Genomic DNA, 16,872 nt, shown 5'->3' with positions numbered 1-16,872 from the left:
GGCGGCGCGTCCACTGTCGGCGTCGGCGGGTACCGTCGCACGGTGACTCCGCCCCGTACCGCCGCCGGTTCCAGCACCCCGACGGCCCGCTCCGGTCGGCGGCGCGGTGGCCGGCCGAGCGGCACCGAGCTGCTCGCGGCGGCGGTCGGCGCGGTCCCCGGCGGCGCCACCCGGCCGGGCCAGCAGCAGATGACCGAGGCGATCGAGCGCAGCGTCGCCACCCGGGAGCACCTGCTGGTGCAGGCGGGCACCGGCACCGGCAAGTCGCTTGCCTACCTGGCCCCGGCGTTGACCGTGGACGGCCCGGTGGTGGTCTCCACCGCCACCCTGGCGTTGCAGTCCCAACTGGTCGAACACGACCTGCCCCGGCTCGCCGACGCGGTCGAACCGCTGCTCGGCCGCCGCCCCACCTTCGCCGTACTCAAGGGCCGGCACCACTACCTCTGCCTGGCCCGGCTGGACAACTCCACCGAGGACGAGCCGGAGGACAGCCTCTTCGACGCCCCCGCCGCCCGGCCCGGCGGCGGGACGAAGTGGCTCGGTGAGGCGGGCCGGATGGGCAAGCAGATCCAACGGCTGCGCGACTGGGCCGAGAAGACCGACACCGGCGACCGGGACGAGCTGGACCCGGGCGTCGACGACCAGGCGTGGCGGCTGGTCTCGATGCCCGCCCGGGAGTGCGTGGGGGCGTCCCGCTGCCCGTTCGGCCAGGAGTGCTTCGCCGAGGCGTCCCGGGCCCGCGCCCGGGAGGCCGACGTGGTGGTCACCAACCACAGTCTGCTCGCGGTGGACATGCTGGCCGGTCGGCACATCGTGCCGCCGCACAAGCTGCTGATCGTCGACGAGGCGCACGAGCTGGCCGACCGGGTCTCCTCGGCGGCCCAGGCCGAGCTGGTGCCGGAACTGATCGACAGGTCCGCCCGCCGGGCCCGGCCGCTGCTGCGGCCGGACGTCGCCGACCGGCTCACCGAAGCCGGCGACGCGCTCGCCGCCGGGCTGGGCGAGGCCCCGGCCGGTCGGCTCACCGGCGGGCTGCCCGGCCCGTTGCGCGAGGCGTGCACGCTGCTCGACGCGGCCACCCGGGCCGCCCTCGACGCGATCGGCGACGTCAAGGCCGACGACCCGGACCCGGTCCGCAAGCAGCAGGCAAAGGCGGCACTCGACGAGCTGTCGGCCACCGCGCAACGGCTGCTGGAGGAGGCCGACCACGACGTGGCCTGGGTGGAGAAACCGGACAACGGCAGCCGCCGGGCGCTTGTGGTCGCGCCGCTGTCGGTCGCCGGCACCCTCTCCACCCACCTGTACGACGAGCGCACCGTGGTCGCCACCTCGGCGACGTTGGCGCTGGGCGGTCGGTTCGACACGGTCGCCAGGGCGCTCGGCCTGGACGCGCCACCGCCCGCCCCGCCGTCCCCGGCCGCCGCCGCACTGGCCACCGCCGCCGCGGGCCGGTCGACCGCCGCCGTCCCGGGTGGTTCGCCCACGGGTGCCCCGCCCGCCGAGCCGGGTGCCGGGGGTCGGCCCACCGCAGGCGTCGCCGGCCACGGCGGGGTGGCGACCACACCGGGCAGCCGGCCCGCCACCGGCGTCGTACCGGCCACCTCGGGGCCGGGCTGGTCGTCGCTGGACGTCGGCTCACCGTTCGACTACGCCAGGCAGGGCATCCTGTACGTCGCCGCGCACCTGCCCCGGCCCAGCGTCTCCGGGTTGCCCGAGGCGGCCGGCGAGGAGTTGCTGCGGCTGGTCGGCGCGCTCGGTGGTCGTACCCTCGGGTTGTTCTCCTCGCGACGGGCCGCGCAGCAGGCGGCGGAGCTGCTACGGGCGCGCACCGACCTGCCGGTGCTGCTCCAGGGCGAGGAGGCGTTGCCGCTGCTGGTGCGCCGGTTCCGGGAGGAGCGGTCGAGCTGCCTGTTCGGGGTGATGTCGCTCTGGCAGGGGGTGGACGTGCCGGGCGACTCGTGCCAGCTGGTGGTGATCGACAGGTTGCCCTTCCCCCGCCCCGACGAGCCGCTGGCGGCGGCCCGCGCGGCGGCGGTGGACGCGGGTGGCGGCTCCGGCTTCTCGGCGGTCAGCGTGCCGATCGCCGCAGTCCGGCTGGCCCAGGGGGTGGGCCGGCTGATCCGGGCCACCGGCGACCGGGGGGTGGTGGCGGTCCTCGACTCGCGGCTGGAGACGGCGCGCGGCTACGGCCCCTTCCTGCGCCGCTCGCTGCCCCCGTTCTGGTACACCACCCGGCCCGAGGTGGCCCAGGGTGCGCTGGAGCGCCTCGCCAAGCTCTGACACGCGCAAGCCGCCCGCTCCCGCGAGCGGAACGGGCGGCTTGCGGCGTTCGGTGGCCGGTCCGGTCAGGGGGCCCGGGAGGCGACCACCACGGCGTCCGGCGGGGTGTCCGGCACGCTGCGGGCGGCGAGCCGGCGTACGGCGGTGTTGAGCACCGCGATCAACGGCACCGCGACCAGCGCCCCGGTGATGCCGGCGAGCACCACCCCGGCGGCGATCCCGATGATCACCGCGAGCGGGTGGATGGCCACCGCCCGACCCATGATCAACGGCTGCAGCAGGTGCCCCTCGACCTGCTGCACACCGATCACCACGCCCAGGATGATCAGGGCGGTCACCGGTCCGCTGTCGACAAGCGCCACCAGCACCGCCACCACCCCGGACAGGAACGCGCCGACGATCGGGATGAACGCGCCGAGGAAGACCAACGCGGCCAGCGGGAAGGCGAACGGGACGTCGAAGACGACCAGGAAGATACCGATGCCCACCGCGTCGATGAACGCCACCAGCACGGTGGCCCGCACGTAGGCGCCGAGCGTCGCCCAGGACGCCCGGCCGGCGTCGTCGACCTTCCACCGGGCGGCGACCGGCAGCAGGCGGACCAGGAACCGCCAGATCCGGTTGCCGTCACGCAGGAAGAAGAAGGTGGCGAAGAGCACCAGGATCGCGCCGGTGAGCAGCTCGGCCAGGGTGGTGGCGGTGGCGAGCGCCCCGCTCGTGAACTTCTCGGTGTTGCCGTTGATCCAGCCCTGCGCCTCTTCGATGTAGCGGTTGAGCTGGCTGTCGGACAGGTGCAACGGCCCGGTCTTGAGCCAGTCCTGGATCTGCCGTACGCCCTGCGACGACTTCTCGCTGAGCTCCGGCACCCCCTGGATGAACTCGTTGACCACCAGGGTCAGCGTGCCGAACACCGCGACCAGGCCGCCGACCATCACCACGGCGGTGGCCAGCGAGCGGGGGAACCGGACGCGCAGCAGCCAGCCCACCGCCGGGGCGAGCAGCGCGGAGAGCAGCAGCGCCACCGCCAGCGGGATGATCACGATGCTGATCGTCCCGACGATCTTCAACAGCGCCCAGGTGACGACGCCGATCACGATCAACCGCCACGACCAGGCGGCGGCGATCCGCAGGGCGTGCGGCACGTCGGCGTCATCGCGGCTGGAGGTGGAGTGGTGCAGGGCCGCCGGAGGCTCGGTGCCGACCACCGTCGCCGACGGGGCCGCCTCCGGGCCGGGCGACGCGGGGGTGGCCACTCCGACTCCCTCAGGCGCGTCAGCCGGATCGGCACGCCCCGCGCGGACCGACTCCCGTCCGGACTCGTACGCGCGGCGGAGCCGCCCGCGTACCCGCTCGAAGCGGCTCAAGCGCACCTCCTGGAGAAACGACACCGGGCCGCCCACGACGACGGCCCGGACAGGGTACGTCCGTGCGCCCGCCACCGTAGGACAGTTCCGCCACTCATTGCCCCGCACCACGGCGGCTCAACCTGCCCGGGCCGCATCGGCTCCACCACCGGATGGACGCCACCGGAGCACACGGTAGCGTCTTGGCGTGACCGTCGACCCGAACCTCGACACCGGCCTGCCGATCCGCCTGCTGCACGACCGGGTGTTGGTGAAGGTGGACGGCAGCGAGGGCGAACGCCGCTCCACCGCAGGCATCGTCATCCCGGCCACCGCCGCCGTCGGCAAGAGACTGGCCTGGGCCACCGCCGTGGGAGTCGGCCCGCACGTGCGCGCCGTCGTGGCCGGCGACCGGGTGCTCTTCGACCCCGACGACCGCTCCGAGGTCGAACTGCACGGCCGGGGGTACGTGCTGCTGCGCGAGCGGGACGTGCACGCCGTCGCCGCCGAGCGGGTGGAGACCGAGTCCACCGGCAGCACCGGCCTCTACCTGTAGGCGTACCCGCCGACCCACCCCGCCTCCCGGTTTGTCCGGCCTCCCGGTTTGTCCCGCTTCCCGGCGGGAAGCCACGCACGTCCAGGTGCCCTGGGGAGGGACGATGCCGATTCTCGTGAAGAAGGTGCTGCTCTGGGGCAGCGTCGCCTTCCTGATCTACTTCATGGCGTTCCGCCCGGACGGGGCGGCGCAGTTGTTCAAGGGGATCGGGGCGGCCCTGATGGCGATGGCCCAGGGCCTCGGCGACTTCCTCACCACCCTGATGACCTGACCGGTCCCGGCCGGGCACGACCCGACCGCCAGCGCGGGACGCGGCTGCGCCCCACCCGATGGGTCAGATGTTCAGCAGGCCGCCGTTGCGCAGGGCGTCGTCCTTGATCGCGATGAGGTTCGCCGAGACGTACGGGATGTTGTGCGCCTGGTGCCACTCGCTGGGGAAGTACGTGACCAACCGTGACGCCTGGAACCGGCACCGGATCTCCGGCACGAAACGAGAGTAGTTGGCGTCGGTGAAATACCAGAACGAGTTCTCGTTGTAGAACGCGACATGCGTGGGGTCCTGGTAGGCGCCTCGACCGTCGGTGCTGGGGGTCAGCGACAACAACATCCCGTTCGGAGCGAGCAGTCGGTACAACTCGTTGAAAAGCGCGATCTTGTCCGGAATGTGTTCCAGGAAGTCCACGGCCCGAATGACCCCGACACTGCCGTCCGGCAGATCGACCCCCTTCGTCACGTCGCAGACCAGGTCGACGCCCGGCCCGTCGTGGTAGTCCAGACCGAGATAGCCCTCCGGCTTGTTGTGGGCGGCACCCAGGTCGAGCGCCACAAGTCCCTGCCGCCGCGACCAGGCCAACGCGTTGTGTTGGATGTTCCGGTCGTAGATCTCCACCGTACGCTGCTGGATGCGGGCATTGAGCTCCGGAATACGCTGCGTGTTCTTGGCGTGCATGCGCTGCAGGTACAGGCATTTCTGAATGTGGTGGAACTCGCTCACCTGGTAGATCCGCGCCATGAGATCGGCGTCGTCCGCGACGTCGAGCGACTCGTCGTATCCGCCGACCTTCTCGTAGATGTCCCGGCGGAAGGCCCGCACGTGGTTCGGCGCGTACCAGATGTAGCTCACGTTGTGCGGCGTCGGCGGCAAGGCCCGGCAGACCAGCACCTCGCGGCCGTCCACCTTCTCGTCGTAGTGCCGCCAGCCGAACGAACTCGCGAAACGGTCCTCACAGCGGCCACCGTCCTCCTGGATCTGGGCGGTGTCGCTGTAGACGAACCCCACCTCCGGGTGGGAGTCGAAGGCGTCGACGATCTCCTGCAGGCAGTCGCTGCTGAGCAGATCGTCGTCGTCGAGCTCGACCAGGATGTCCCCGGCGGCCTCGGCGCAGGCGTGCCCCTTCACCGCACCCACACCATTGAGGTCGTCCTGGACGATGAGCCGGATGCGATCGTCGTGAGTCTCGGGCCGCCACCGGGACCCCTGGTTGAGAATGACCACCCACTCCCAGTCGGTGAAGGTCTGCGCCACCAGCGAGCGGAAGCACTCGTCGATGAAACGGGTGCGGTTGCTTCCGGTGAAGACCGTTACGCGCGGTGTGTGCATCGGGTCGGTCACCTGCCCGTCGGGGCGGGCCGGTACTTCGCCGGAACGGAAGAGGTGAGCCCCTTGTCCAGCCGGATGGCCGCCTTGAAGGCGTCCCGCGCTGCCTCCTCGTCACCGGACTTGGACAGCAGCATGCCCAGTCGGAGGTAGGCGGTCGACGACTTGTTGTCGATCGACACGACCTTGCGGTAGATCTCCATCGACGTCGTCGGCTCCCTGCCTTCCAGGGCGATGGCCTTGTTGTAGAGGGCCGGCTTGTAGTCGCCGTCGGCCGCCAACGCCTTGTCGTAGTTGCTGATCGCCTCGTCGGCCTGGTTGCGCGACTGGGCGATGAAGCCCAGGTTGAACCAGGCGAACTTGTTGTCGGCCTCGTCGGCCAGCACCTTCTCGAAGCTGGCCTTCGCCGCGTCGTAGTCACCGGCCTGGCCCTGCTCGACACCGAGTTTCAGGAGATCCGCCGGTGTGGATCCGGTGTGGGAACCGCCGTTCGTGCTGTCGCTGCTGCCGGAACTGCTGGCCTGCGGCTTGTCGGCGGGTTTAGCACTGCATGCCGGGACTCCGACAAGCAGGACCGCACCACAGGCAAGTGAACCGAGTATCTGACGCGTGCTCATTTCTCCTCCTTGACGGTACTGGGGCGGTTCGGCCGGCTGGTACGGCCACTGTTTTTCGCCGTTGCCCGATCCGACCTGTCGGCCGCAGGGGCAAACGCCAACGGCGTGGCGGGCGAGATGCAGGACACCCAGATGTCGGCACCCCCGCCGGTAAAGGTGAACTGGTAGCCGCTGATCGAGAGCGGCTGGATCAGCACCGGATTCACGCCCGCACCCGAGAGCTGGTATCCGGTTCCGACAGCGATGTCCCCGGGCACGCACCCGAAATCAACGGGGGTATCCGCGATGACGGTCAACGGGCCCTGAATGTAGGCCGCCTGGATTCCATTGCCCGCCGTTCCCTGGGCGCCCTGCACGCCCGCGCCGCCCTGCGCGCCCTGAGTGCCCTGTGGGCCCTGTGGGCCCACGTCGCCCTGGGCACCCTGGACGCCCTGGGCACCCTGGATGCCCTGTGGACCGATGTCGCCCTGCGCGCCCTGCGCGCCCTGAGTGCCCTGAGTGCCCTGAGTGCCCTGAGTGCCCTGAGTGCCCTGCGCGCCGACGTCGCCCTGCGCACCCTGGAAACCCTGCGCACCCTGAACCCCTGCCGCACCCTGCGCACCCTGTGTGCCCTGTGTGCCCTGCGCACCCGCGTCGCCCTGCGCACCCTGGAAACCCTGCGCACCCTGAGCACCCGTGTCACCGGCTACACCTTGCGCCCCCTGCGCACCCGCGTCACCCTGAGCACCCTGCGCACCCTGCGCACCCTGCGCACCCTGAACGCCTGCCAGACCCTGCGCACCTTGAGCACCCTGCGCTCCCTGAGCACCTGTCTCACCCGGGACACCTTGCACGCCCTGAGGCCCCTGAACGCCCTGAGCACCGGTCTCACCCTGCGCACCCTGGAAGCCCTGCGCGCCCTGCGCACCGGTCGCACCCTGCGTGCCTTGAGCGCCCTGCGTGCCTACGTCACCTTGCGCACCTTGTGCACCCTGAGGACCCTGGACACCCGACGCACCGGTAGCACCCTGCGCACCCTGGAAGCCCTGCGCGCCCTGCGCACCGGTCCCACCCTGAGATCCCTGAGCACCGGTGGCACCCTGCGCACCTTGCACACCCTGAGCACCCTGAGCACCCTGAGCACCCTGAGCACCCTGCGCACCCTGCGCACCAATGTCACCCTGCGCACCCTGGAAACCCTGCGCGCCCTGGGCGCCAGTACCACCCTGAGGCCCCTGAGCACCGGTGGCACCCTGAGACCCCTGGGCACCGGTGGCACCCTGCGCACCAGTGTCCCCCTGCGCGCCCTGCAAACCCTGCGCGCCCGTCTGGCCCTGCGACCCCTGAACACCCTGCGTGCCCTGAACACCCTGCGTGCCCTGAACACCCTGCGTGCCCTGAACACCCTGCGCGCCGGTCGCACCTTGGGCTCCCTGAGGGCCCTGAACGCCCTGGGCACCCTGCGCCCCGGTCGTACCCTGAGCGCCCTGAGCGCCAGTCACGCCTTGGGCGCCCTGGGCACCCGTATCGCCCTGCGCGCCTTGGGCACCCTGGGGGCCCTGGGGGCCCTTCTTCTTGGGGCCATGCGGGTAGTGGTCCTTGCCACCGTCGTGCCCGCCCCACGGGCCCTGCCAGCCCTGGGGGCCGCAGTCCGATGGCTCGTCCGGGTAGCTGTCCCACGAATCGTCAGGTCCGCCACCGTCCTGGCGGACCGTCGACCAGGACGCCGGCCACCCGCCGTACTGGTCCAGCGGACCGGACGTGCCGGTGCGCACGCCCTGCGCGGACGGCGCGGTTTCCAGGGGTTGCGCTGCGACTGCGGGCCCACCCGTCATCCCGACCACCATTAGGGCAGAACTCAGCCCTGAAGCGGCGCGGCCACGCTTCAGTCCTCGCCGCAGTCGTCGGCCGTTACTCATGAACCCCTCCAGAGAGCCACCCAGATACCCAGAGCTGCCCGTTTGCGACCTAGAGCCGTTTACGGGCGACTTGTAGCGTATTTGACCGGTTCGTCCAGTGAAGGGGTTTTCTGCTACAGCGAGGAGGTATTCAGGAGAGGCGGAATCTCTTCATGAATCCCGACACGCGCCCCGCGCCCATACCTGGTGGGGCAGGCGGCGGGCGCACGCCGACGAGAGCCGCCCGCCTTCGGCGCTCGGGGCGGGTCGGTCTCGGTAGGAGTTCGGCGGTCAGTACCGGCCGGGCGGCCACGGGGCGGCCGGTCGGGGGCCGTACCAGCCGGGTGGGCCGTAGCCGGCCGGGTGGGCTGGGGGCGGTGGCGTGGCGAGCACCACCGGAATCGGCACCACCGGGGAGTCCGGGGCGTCGACGACGCGCTGTGTCCCGTCCGGGAACCGCAGGTGGTAACGCTGTCCGTCCCAGACGCCCACCGGGGTCTGCGGGTCCCGGCCGACGAAGAACGACCGGTAGGCCGCGATCGTCTCCAGCAGTTGCCGCTCCTCCCGCAGGGTGCGCTCCCGCTCCGCCGGCTTGCGGTCCAGGCCGCGCCGCATCCCGTCACGCAGCAACGCCAGCCGGGTGGCGGCGAACTGGTAACCGCGCATCGCGCGCAGCCCGGCGTCCCCACCGACCCGACGTGCCCAGGTCCGGGCGGCGTGCCGGCGGCCCAGGCTGCCCAGGGCGGCCACCTCGGGCGGGCTCAGCCAGCCGGCCCGGACGTAGTCCGGCAGGGTCCGCTCGGTGAGCCGCCCCTCCCAGGCGCGCAGCCACACCGCGAAGCCGACCATGCCGAAGAAGATCGGCACCATCACCGCGACCATGCCGTAGAAGAAGATCACCGCCTGGCCGGTGGCCTGGACCAGCGTCGGGATCAGGTTCCAGGTGCCGTGCAGCATCATCGCCAGCAGCAGGCCGGCGACCGGGGCGAGCACCCGTACCCGCCGGTCGGCGGTGCGGGCGGCGATGCCCAGCCCCACCCCGGTCATCGAGGTGAACAGCGGGTGGGCGAAGCCGAAGAAAAGGATCCGCGAGATGAAGATGACTATGACATTGCGGACGCCGGTCGCCGGCCCCCACTGGTCGACGCCGGAGGCGTACCCGAGGCCGCCCAGGTAGAGGATGTTCTCCACCATGGCGAACCCGACCGCGGAGAGCCCGCAGTAGACCAGGCCGTCGGTGATCCCCGACCACTCGCGGCGACGGAAGATCAGCAGCAGGATCGGGCCGAGCGCCTTGGTCAGCTCCTCGATGAACGGGGCCACCAGCACCCCGGTCAGCGACGACGACACCCCCCAGTCCTTGAACAGGGCGGCGAAGCTGTTGTTGACGGTCAGCGACGCGGCGGTCGAGACGAACGCCCCCCAGGCGAAGCAGAAGATCAGGTATTTCAGCGGTTCGGGCTCGTACCGGTCGAGCCAGAGGAAACAGGCCACCAGCACCGGCACCGGCAGGATCGCCGCGGTCACCCCGACCAGCAGCGCGTCCAGGCCCAGGTTGTCGCCGAGCGTGTAGAGCATGTAGACCGCGCAGGCCGCGATCAGCAGCACCACCCCGGCCAGCGCCAGGACCCGCCGCCAGCCGAGGCGGCGCAGCGGCATCCGGGGCGCGGCGGCCTCCGGCGACGGTACGGGGGCCTCCGGCGACGGTACGGGGGCCTCCGGCGACGGTACGGGGGGCGCGGGCGACGGCGGTGGCCCGCCGGGCGGGGTGTCGGCCATGTGGATCAGCGTAGTCATCCCCGGCCCACCGGGCCGGGCGCTCCGGAGTCGTTGTGCTGCCGGGTAGGTCACGAGCGCCAGCATCAAGCCCCGGCTTGCCGGCCGGCAACCCTCGTCGAGGTTGCCGACACCGACCGGGACGCCCTGCACGCCTCCCTGGGCTGACAGGTGTCGGCAGGTCAGCCGAGCGGTGGCGCGGTCGGGGGCTTCGGGGTGGAGTTCTGCCCGGCCGATCCCCCGGCCGGTACGCCCTCTTCGCCGAACGACTGCCGGACCAGCCGGTTGGCCTCCTCCTGGGAGATGCCGGAGGCGACCATCAGGTCACTGGCGGTGGTACGCACCTGGGCGATCACCACGCTGCCGGAGAACCCGACCCCCTGGTCGTACGCCCGGCCCGCCTCGCTCACCGCGCGCAGTGACCGCTCCCGGGCCTTCTCCGGCTCCTCCCCGACGGCGAACTCGTGCCGCAGCAGACGGACCGCCTCGGCCAGGTGGGCCACCGCGTCCGGCATCGGCTCCGGCACCGCCTCCTCGTCCTCGATCATGGTGACCGACCGGCGGATCAGGGTGCCGCTGTTGCGCATCGCCCGGTCGATCGGCTCGGCCGCCTCGGCGTAGTGGGTCAGTTCGCTGCGCCGGTGCCACCGGGCCGGGGAGAGCGTGCTGGTCTCCTTCGCCCCCTCGATCGCCTCGGTGAAGGTGGCCAGCTCCTCCTTGTTCTCCCGGAGCCGGTCCAGCGCCCGCTGGGCGGCGCCCCGGTCCCGGTCGCGCAGCGCCTGGGCGCAGACGTCGAGCTGGCCGGCGAGCAGGTCCAGCGCCGGCCGGGCCGCCCGGTTGATCACGCGGAGCGGGTTGAGCGGCAGGAGGATCGCGGTGACCAGCAGGGCGATGCCACCCCCGACGAACGCGTCGACGAACCGGGGCAGCTCCAGGTCCGCCGTGGACGGGCTCAGGGTGACGATCAGCACGGCGGTGGCGGCGGCCTGGATCACCACCGCCACGCTCGCCCCGAAGAAGGTGGTGAGCAGGATGGCCGCGGTCACCACCAGCCCGAGCTGCCATCCGCCGGTGCCGAGGAAGTAGATCAGGACGTCGCCGAGGAACACCCCGACCGCCACCCCGACGATCAGCTCCACGGTCCGGCGGAGCCGCTGGCCGACCGAGGCGGCCAGGGTGCCCACCGCCGAGATCGGCGCGAAGACCGGCTGCGGGTTGCCCAGCAGGTGGTGCGACACGATCCAGGCCAGCGCGGCGGCCAGCCCCGCCTGCACCGCCAGGCCCATCGCCATCCGCACCTGGTGCAGGCGGTCGTGCAGGGTCGCCCGGCTCCGGTGGCGCAGGTAGGCCATCGCCTCGGCGATCCGCGCGGAGTCGACGTCGTTCCCGCCGCCGCCGAGCCCGGCGCGACGCATCAGCGACGGTCGTCGGTCCCGGGCCACGGCCATGGCGGGGACTACCCGCGCCGTGCCGGTTCATCCCGTCCGGGTACGGCAGAATCGTCCGGATGACCGAGCTGATCGACCGCTGGCTGGTGTCGGCACGGGCCGCCGGGGCCGACGACGGCCCGGCGGCGACCGCCGTCGGGGCCGAGTTGCTGGCCCGCTGGCGCGAACCGCACCGGCACTACCACACCGAACACCACCTGCGGACGGTGCTGGAGCTGGTCGACCGGCACGCCGACCTCGCCGACCGGCCGGAGCTGGTGGCGCTCGCCGCCTGGACGCACGACGCCGTCTACGATCCGCGCGCCACCGGGAACACCAACGAGCGGGCCAGCGCGGCACTGGCCGGCAGCCTGCTCACCGGCCTCGGGATGCCGGCCGCCCCGGTCGCCGAGGTCCGTCGGCTGGTGCTGCTCACCGCCGGGCACGCCGTCGCCCCCGGCGACCGCGACGGCGCCCTGCTCTGCGACGCCGACCTGGCCATCCTGGCCACACCCCCCGAGGTGTACGACGGGTACGCCGCAGCGATCCGTGCCGAGTACGCGCACGTGCCCGAGGCGGACTTCCGTACCGGCCGGGCCAGGGTCCTCGACGGCCTGCTGGCCCTGCCCGCCCTGTTCCGGCTGCCCTCGCTGGCCGACCGGTGGGAGTCACCCGCCCGCGCCAACCTCCGCCGCGAGCTGGCCACCCTGCGCTGATCCGCCGCCGCCAGCCCCGGTGCGGCGTTCGGGGCCCACGAGCGGTTCGGGGCGGGCGAGGTGTTTGGGGCGGCGCAGGCCGGCGGTGTGCAGCAGACGGACGATCTCCCGGCTGGTCACCACCCGGGCGCCGAGCCAGACCGCCGGGGCGAACCGGTCGGCGGGGATGTCGTAGTGGTCCCGGTCGAAGCCCCGCCGGGGCACCCCGAGCAGCTCGGCGAAGGCGTGCAGTTCGGCCGGGGAAACGTCGCTGATCAGGTGCGACCAGAGCCGACCGCGCCACGGCCAGGCGGGGCGGTCCAGGTAGAGCATGGCGGCCAATCTAGCCGCCGGCTAGCCTCGGCCGCATGGCTGGTTCCCCCCTCCTCGACGACCTGCGGGCGACCCTCGGCGACGGGGCCGTGCTCACCGACCCGGATCTGCTCCGGCTGCACCGACGCGACGAGGCGGACCTCTGCGCCGCCGGTACGCCGCTGGTGGTCGTCCGCCCCCGGGACACGTCGGAGGTGGTCGCGGTGGTCCGGGCGGCGGCCCGGTACGGCGTACCCGTGGTGCCGCAGGGGGCGCGGACCGGGCTGGCCGGCGCGGCGAACGCGGTGGACGGCGCGGTGGTGTTGAGCACGGTCGCGATGACCGAGATCCGGGAGATCGACCCGGTGGCCCGGATCGCCGTGGTGCAGCCGGGTGTGGTGAACGCCACGCTGGCCGGGACGGTCCGGGCCCAGGGGCTCTACTACCCGCCGGACCCGGGTTCCTGGGAGTCCTCCACCATCGGCGGCAACGTCTCCACCAACGCGGGCGGCATGTGCTGCGTCAAGTACGGGGTGACCACCGAGTACGTCCTCGGGCTGGAGGTGGTGCTCGCCTCCGGCGAGGTGCTGCGCACCGGCCGGCGTACCGCCAAGGGGGTGGCCGGGTACGACCTGACCCGGCTCTTCGTCGGCGCGGAGGGCACCCTCGGCGTGATCACCGAGGTGACCGTGTCGTTGCGGCCGGTTCCCGAGGAGTCGCTGACCATGGTGGCGGTCTTCGCCTCGACCGCCGAGGCCGGGACAGCGGTGGCCGGCATCGCCGCGCAGGGGCTCACCCCGAGCCTGCTGGAACTGCTCGACCGGACGCATCTGCGGGCGATCGAGGCGTACCGGCCGATGGGGTTGCGGACCGACGCCCAGGCGCTGCTGCTCGCCGCCGCCGACACCGGTCCCCGGGCGGCGGACGACCTGGCCCGGATCGCCGAGGTCTGCACGGCGGCCGGCGCCGAGGAGGTGTACGCGGCGACCGACGCGGTGGAGGCGGCGGCGCTGCTCCAGGCCCGTCGGCTGGCCCACCCGGCAATGGAGAAGTTCGCCGCCGACACCTACCCGGACGGCAACGGCGGCCTGATCATCGACGACGTGGCGGTGCCCCGGGGGGCGCTCGCCACGCTGCTGGACGGGGTGGCCCGGATCGCCTCCGAGTGCGAGGTGCCGATCGGGGTGGTCGGCCACGCCGGGGACGGCAACCTGCACCCGAACATCGTGGTGGACCGGGCCGACCCGGCCAGTCTGGCGCGGGGCCGACGGGCCTTCGACGAGATCATCCGGCTCGGCCTGGAGCTGGGCGGCACGTGCACCGGAGAGCACGGCGTCGGGCTGCTCAAGCGGGACTGGCTGGCCCGGGAGGTCGGCCCGGTCGGCATGCGGGTGCACCAGGCGATCAAGGCCGCGCTCGACCCGGCCGGGCTGCTCAACCCGGGCAAGGTGCTCTGAACCGACCCGCCGGGCGGCGCGGCGGGGTCGGCTCAGCGGGTGGGTTCGGCGGGGGTGGCCTGGGTGAGCAGGAGCAGGATCTCGCCGGCCACCGCCGGTCGTTCCTCACCCGGGCAGTCCTGCGAGGTGATCAACCCGGCCGTGGTGAGCAGGCTGGACGTCAGCGCGTCGATGCAACTCGCCCGGTACTGGCGCGCCTGGTCGGTCTCCTGGGCAAGCCGTGGGTCGGCGAGCAGCCTGTGCAGGCGTTGCACCTGCTCGGGGTCCAGGGAACCGGTCGAGGTGACCCCGTCCCCGGCACAGTCGTCGCACTCCCACCGGCCGTCCGGTTCGACGGTCAGCGACCGCAGTGGACCGTCCTCGCCGAGCTTCTGCACCAGGCTGACCCGGTTGGCGGTCGCCCCCGGGGATGTCGTTCCGCTCCCGCCCTCCGCTGTGGATCCGCCGTCCCGGTCGAAGATCGCGCAGCCGGCCAGGGCGACCGTCAGGACGGCAACGGCGGGGACGACGAGCGCGCGCGACCACTGAGGGGGAACCACGCGCCGGAACCTATCCCACCCGGGTGTCGTCCGGAACCGGCCGACCGGGCCGGCACCGGCAGGGGGAACGGCCCGGGAGCGGTCAGCGGGAGGAGGTCGGGAGTTCGGCGTGGCCGCCCTCGGCACCGTCGACACCCCGGTCGGCGGCGAAACCCCGGACGTCGGGCGCACCCAGCCGGGCCGCGTCGGCGGTCGCGTCGTCCGGCATGAGCTGGGATTCCCGCTCCGCCTCGACCCGCGCCCGGTAGTGCGCGACCTCCCGTTCCCGGATGGCCCCGTCCCAGCCGAGCACCGCGCCCATCAGCTCCGCCGTGTGCCCGGCCGAGTCGAGGCCCCGGTGGGTCGTCTCGAAGGAGATCCGGGTACGCCGGGTCAGCACGTCCTCCAGGTGCAGCGCCCCCTCGGCCCGGGTGGCGTAGGTCACCTCGGCGGCCAGGTACTCGGGTGCACCGGCCAGCGGTGAGGCGAGCAGTGGGTCGGCGGCGATCAGCGCCAGCAGTTCCAGGGTGAGCGTGCCGTACCGCTCCAGCAGGTGCTCGACCACGCCGACCGGCATCCCGTGCCGGCGGGCCAGGTCGGCCCGGTCCCGCCACATCGAGGCGTACCCGTCGGCGCCGAGCAGTGGCAGGTCGGCGGTACGCGAGGGTCGTACGCCACCGAGCCGGTGGGCGGCCCGGTCGACCACGTCGGCGGCCATCACCCGGTAGGTCGTGTACTTGCCGCCGGCCACCAGCAGCAGCCCGAGCATCGGTTCGAAGACCGCGTGTTCCCGGGAGAGCTTGGAGGTGGAGTCGGCCTCGCCGGCCAGCAGCGGGCGCAGCCCGGCGTAGACGCCCTCGATGTCCGCACCGGACAACGGCCGGTCCAGCACCGTGTTCACCTGGTCGAGCAGGTACCTGATGTCGCGGGCGGAGGCGGCCGGGTGGGACCGGTCGAGCCGCCAGTCGGTGTCGGTGGTCCCGATGATCCAGTGCCCGCCCCACGGGATGACGAAGAGCACGCTTGTCGCGGTACGCACGATCAGCCCGGTCTCCCCGGTGATCGCCGAGCGGGGCACCACCAGGTGCACCCCCTTGGACGCCCGGACCCGGATGCCGGGACGCAGCCCGACGTCGTTGAGCATCCGGGACATGTCGTCGCTCCACACGCCGGTGGCGCCGATGACGGTACGGGCGCGTACCTCGAACTCGGCGTCCGGGGAGTCGGCGGGTGCCTCCAGGTCGCGGACCCGGACCCCGGTGACCTCCCGGGCCTGCCGCACCAACCCGACGGCGCGGGCACTGCTCACCACGGTGGCACCCAGGCTGGCGGCGGTGCGGGCCAACGTCACCACCAGCCGGGCGTCGTCGACCTGGCCGTCGTAGTAACGGATGGCCCCGGCCAGCGCGTCGGCGCGCAGACTGGGGAAGACCCGGCGGGCGCCCTCGCGGCTCAGGTGCCGGTGCAGCGGCATCCCCCGGCCGGTGCCGAAGAGCCCGGCGAAGGCGTCGTAGGCGGCCACCCCGGCGCCGTAGTACGAGCGGCGGAACAGCCGGGCCGGCAGGTCGCGCAGCCCCTTGCCGGCGGGGAGCGGGATCAGGAACGGGACCGGCCGGACCAGGTGCGGGGCGAGCCGGGTGGCGAGCAGGCCCCGCTCGGTCAGCGCTTCGTGGACCAGGTGGAACTCCAACTGCTCCAGGTAACGCAGACCGCCGTGGATCAGTTTGCTGGACCGGCTGGAAGTCCCGGCCGCGAAGTCGCGGGCCTCGACCAGGGCGACCTTGAGCCCCCGGGAGGCGGCGTCCAGCGCGGCACCCGCGCCGGTCGCCCCACCCCCGATGACCAGCACGTCGAACCGTTCGGCCCGGAGCCGACGCAGGTCCGCGACGCGGCGCTCGGGAGAGAGTTGACCAGCGGCGGCTCGGGTCACATTGGGGTCACGCACCCGTCCACCGTAACCCGCCCGACCCCACCCGCAGCAGGCCCGGAGCCGGAGCCCACCGAGATCCGCACCGACCCCCTGACAACACTGAGTAACGGATATCCGAAATCAACCCGGTTACCCTCCGCAGTCGAACCCCTGGCCACCTCCACCCCCACCGCACCCCCTCACCCCAGGAAACCAACACTCTGAACAGCACGATCTCCACCCCCGGCCCACCCTCAGCATTCCGCCCTCACATCCTTTGCTCTGCTGCTCGCTACGCACCACGCACTTTCGGTAACTGTCGCGTTGATGGCAGCAGAGCAAAGGACTCGAAGGGATAGGGTCACGCCTCCTCCCGATATGACTATCCGTAACCGTCAGGGTGAAGCAGGCGGGGCGGGAGATGCGACGAGGGGGTTCAGCGGCCACGCGGCCACCGCCGGCGCCGCCGAACGAGCGGATCGGCGACGCCCGGCTGGCGAGCGGGAGG

The 16,872-nt window shown here is 72.6% G+C and carries 14 protein-coding genes, 2 pseudogenes and 1 riboswitch; of the genes and pseudogenes, 7 read left to right on the top strand and 9 right to left on the bottom strand.

Annotated elements, in window-relative coordinates:
• Positions 1-42: 42 nt before the first annotated feature.
• Both AC0AIB_RS23105 and AC0AIB_RS23100 read left to right on the top strand, forming a co-directional pair.
• Positions 43-1,404 (top strand): annotated as a pseudogene (locus tag AC0AIB_RS23105) (ATP-dependent DNA helicase); the annotation flags it as partial.
• A gap of 189 nt (positions 1,405-1,593) precedes the next feature.
• Positions 1,594-2,280 (top strand): annotated as a pseudogene (locus tag AC0AIB_RS23100) (ATP-dependent DNA helicase); the annotation flags it as partial.
• Between the two features lie 65 nt (positions 2,281-2,345).
• On the opposite strand, the gene AC0AIB_RS23095 reads toward AC0AIB_RS23100, so the two are convergent.
• On the bottom strand, positions 2,346-3,680 hold the full coding sequence (locus AC0AIB_RS23095) for an AI-2E family transporter (protein ID WP_328349020.1): 1,335 nt from the start codon (positions 3,678-3,680) through the stop codon (positions 2,346-2,348).
• 151 nt (positions 3,681-3,831) lie between these two features.
• On the opposite strand from AC0AIB_RS23095, the gene AC0AIB_RS23090 reads away from it, so the two are divergent.
• Positions 3,832-4,179: a GroES family chaperonin gene (locus tag AC0AIB_RS23090; protein WP_328342501.1), complete on the top strand. Its 348-nt coding sequence runs from the start codon at positions 3,832-3,834 to the stop codon at positions 4,177-4,179.
• Positions 4,180-4,282: 103 nt separating this feature from the next.
• A complete protein-coding gene (locus tag AC0AIB_RS23085) occupies positions 4,283-4,450 on the top strand; it encodes a hypothetical protein (protein WP_176738891.1) in 168 nt (55 codons plus the stop codon).
• A gap of 63 nt (positions 4,451-4,513) precedes the next feature.
• Here AC0AIB_RS23085 and AC0AIB_RS23080 read toward each other — a convergent pair whose 3' ends face one another.
• The 3 genes from AC0AIB_RS23080 to AC0AIB_RS23070 are packed head-to-tail and all read right to left on the bottom strand — an operon-like array spanning position 4,514 to position 6,749.
• Entirely contained in the window at positions 4,514-5,779 is a 1,266-nt protein-coding gene (locus AC0AIB_RS23080) for a glycosyltransferase (RefSeq protein WP_328342496.1), read from the bottom strand.
• Positions 5,780-5,787: 8 nt separating this feature from the next.
• Complete coding sequence (locus tag AC0AIB_RS23075) at positions 5,788-6,393, bottom strand: tetratricopeptide repeat protein (protein WP_328342494.1); 606 nt, start codon at positions 6,391-6,393, stop codon at positions 5,788-5,790.
• Entirely contained in the window at positions 6,390-6,749 is a 360-nt protein-coding gene (locus AC0AIB_RS23070; RefSeq protein ID WP_328342492.1) for a hypothetical protein, read from the bottom strand. The genes AC0AIB_RS23075 and AC0AIB_RS23070 overlap by 4 nt, the downstream gene beginning before the upstream one ends.
• 336 nt (positions 6,750-7,085) lie before the next feature.
• Between AC0AIB_RS23070 and AC0AIB_RS23065 the strand changes: the two genes are divergently transcribed.
• Positions 7,086-8,222, top strand: a complete 1,137-nt coding sequence (locus AC0AIB_RS23065) for a hypothetical protein (RefSeq protein ID WP_465097467.1) — start codon at positions 7,086-7,088, stop codon at positions 8,220-8,222.
• 339 nt (positions 8,223-8,561) lie between these two features.
• Here AC0AIB_RS23065 and AC0AIB_RS23060 read toward each other — a convergent pair whose 3' ends face one another.
• Together AC0AIB_RS23060 and AC0AIB_RS23055 are read right to left on the bottom strand one after the other, a co-directional pair.
• Positions 8,562-10,049, bottom strand: a complete 1,488-nt coding sequence (locus tag AC0AIB_RS23060; RefSeq protein WP_465097466.1) for a PrsW family intramembrane metalloprotease — start codon at positions 10,047-10,049, stop codon at positions 8,562-8,564.
• 66 nt (positions 10,050-10,115) lie between these two features.
• A riboswitch (SAM riboswitch) is annotated at positions 10,116-10,226 on the top strand.
• 2 nt (positions 10,227-10,228) lie between these two features.
• Positions 10,229-11,461, bottom strand: a complete 1,233-nt coding sequence (locus AC0AIB_RS23055) for an FUSC family protein (protein ID WP_465097475.1) — start codon at positions 11,459-11,461, stop codon at positions 10,229-10,231.
• Positions 11,462-11,553: 92 nt separating this feature from the next.
• Here AC0AIB_RS23055 and AC0AIB_RS23050 point away from each other — a divergent pair, with 92 nt between their 5' ends.
• Positions 11,554-12,189 carry an HD domain-containing protein gene (locus AC0AIB_RS23050; RefSeq protein WP_328342488.1) on the top strand — a complete coding sequence of 212 codons (636 nt, stop codon included), beginning with the start codon at positions 11,554-11,556 and terminating at the stop codon, positions 12,187-12,189.
• Here AC0AIB_RS23050 and AC0AIB_RS23045 read toward each other — a convergent pair.
• On the bottom strand, positions 12,142-12,501 hold the full coding sequence (locus AC0AIB_RS23045; protein WP_465097465.1) for a DUF4031 domain-containing protein: 360 nt from the start codon (positions 12,499-12,501) through the stop codon (positions 12,142-12,144). The genes AC0AIB_RS23050 and AC0AIB_RS23045 overlap by 48 nt on opposite strands.
• 35 nt (positions 12,502-12,536) lie before the next feature.
• On the opposite strand from AC0AIB_RS23045, the gene AC0AIB_RS23040 reads away from it, so the two are divergent.
• Complete coding sequence (locus AC0AIB_RS23040; RefSeq protein ID WP_465097464.1) at positions 12,537-13,937, top strand: FAD-binding oxidoreductase; 1,401 nt, start codon at positions 12,537-12,539, stop codon at positions 13,935-13,937.
• A 32-nt stretch (positions 13,938-13,969) separates the two neighbouring features.
• Here the strand turns inward: AC0AIB_RS23040 and AC0AIB_RS23035 are convergent, their stop codons facing one another.
• Both AC0AIB_RS23035 and AC0AIB_RS23030 read right to left on the bottom strand, forming a co-directional pair.
• Complete coding sequence (locus AC0AIB_RS23035) at positions 13,970-14,476, bottom strand: hypothetical protein (protein WP_328342482.1); 507 nt, start codon at positions 14,474-14,476, stop codon at positions 13,970-13,972.
• A gap of 82 nt (positions 14,477-14,558) precedes the next feature.
• Positions 14,559-16,385, bottom strand: a complete 1,827-nt coding sequence (locus AC0AIB_RS23030) for a glycerol-3-phosphate dehydrogenase/oxidase (RefSeq protein ID WP_328349018.1) — start codon at positions 16,383-16,385, stop codon at positions 14,559-14,561.
• Between the last annotated feature and the right edge of the window lie 487 nt (positions 16,386-16,872).

The sequence above is a fragment of the Micromonospora sp. DSM 43699 genome, assembly GCF_055517075.1.
Note: the sequence above shows the minus strand (reverse complement) of the source record. Positions and strands in the feature narration are given on the sequence as shown.

What these genes read in the sequence shown, in the direction of transcription:
- AC0AIB_RS23085 (WP_176738891.1), top strand. Translation starts at nt 4,283, where the DNA reads ATGCCGATTCTCGTGAAGAAGGTGCTGCTCTGGGGCAGCGTCGCCTTC.
- AC0AIB_RS23080 (WP_328342496.1), bottom strand. Translation starts at nt 5,779, where the DNA reads ATGCACACACCGCGCGTAACGGTCTTCACCGGAAGCAACCGCACCCGT.
- AC0AIB_RS23075 (WP_328342494.1), bottom strand. Translation starts at nt 6,393, where the DNA reads ATGAGCACGCGTCAGATACTCGGTTCACTTGCCTGTGGTGCGGTCCTG.
- AC0AIB_RS23060 (WP_465097466.1), bottom strand. Translation starts at nt 10,049, where the DNA reads ATGGCCGACACCCCGCCCGGCGGGCCACCGCCGTCGCCCGCGCCCCCC.
- AC0AIB_RS23055 (WP_465097475.1), bottom strand. Translation starts at nt 11,461, where the DNA reads ATGCGTCGCGCCGGGCTCGGCGGCGGCGGGAACGACGTCGACTCCGCG.
- AC0AIB_RS23050 (WP_328342488.1), top strand. Translation starts at nt 11,554, where the DNA reads ATGACCGAGCTGATCGACCGCTGGCTGGTGTCGGCACGGGCCGCCGGG.
- AC0AIB_RS23045 (WP_465097465.1), bottom strand. Translation starts at nt 12,501, where the DNA reads ATGCTCTACCTGGACCGCCCCGCCTGGCCGTGGCGCGGTCGGCTCTGG.
- AC0AIB_RS23040 (WP_465097464.1), top strand. Translation starts at nt 12,537, where the DNA reads ATGGCTGGTTCCCCCCTCCTCGACGACCTGCGGGCGACCCTCGGCGAC.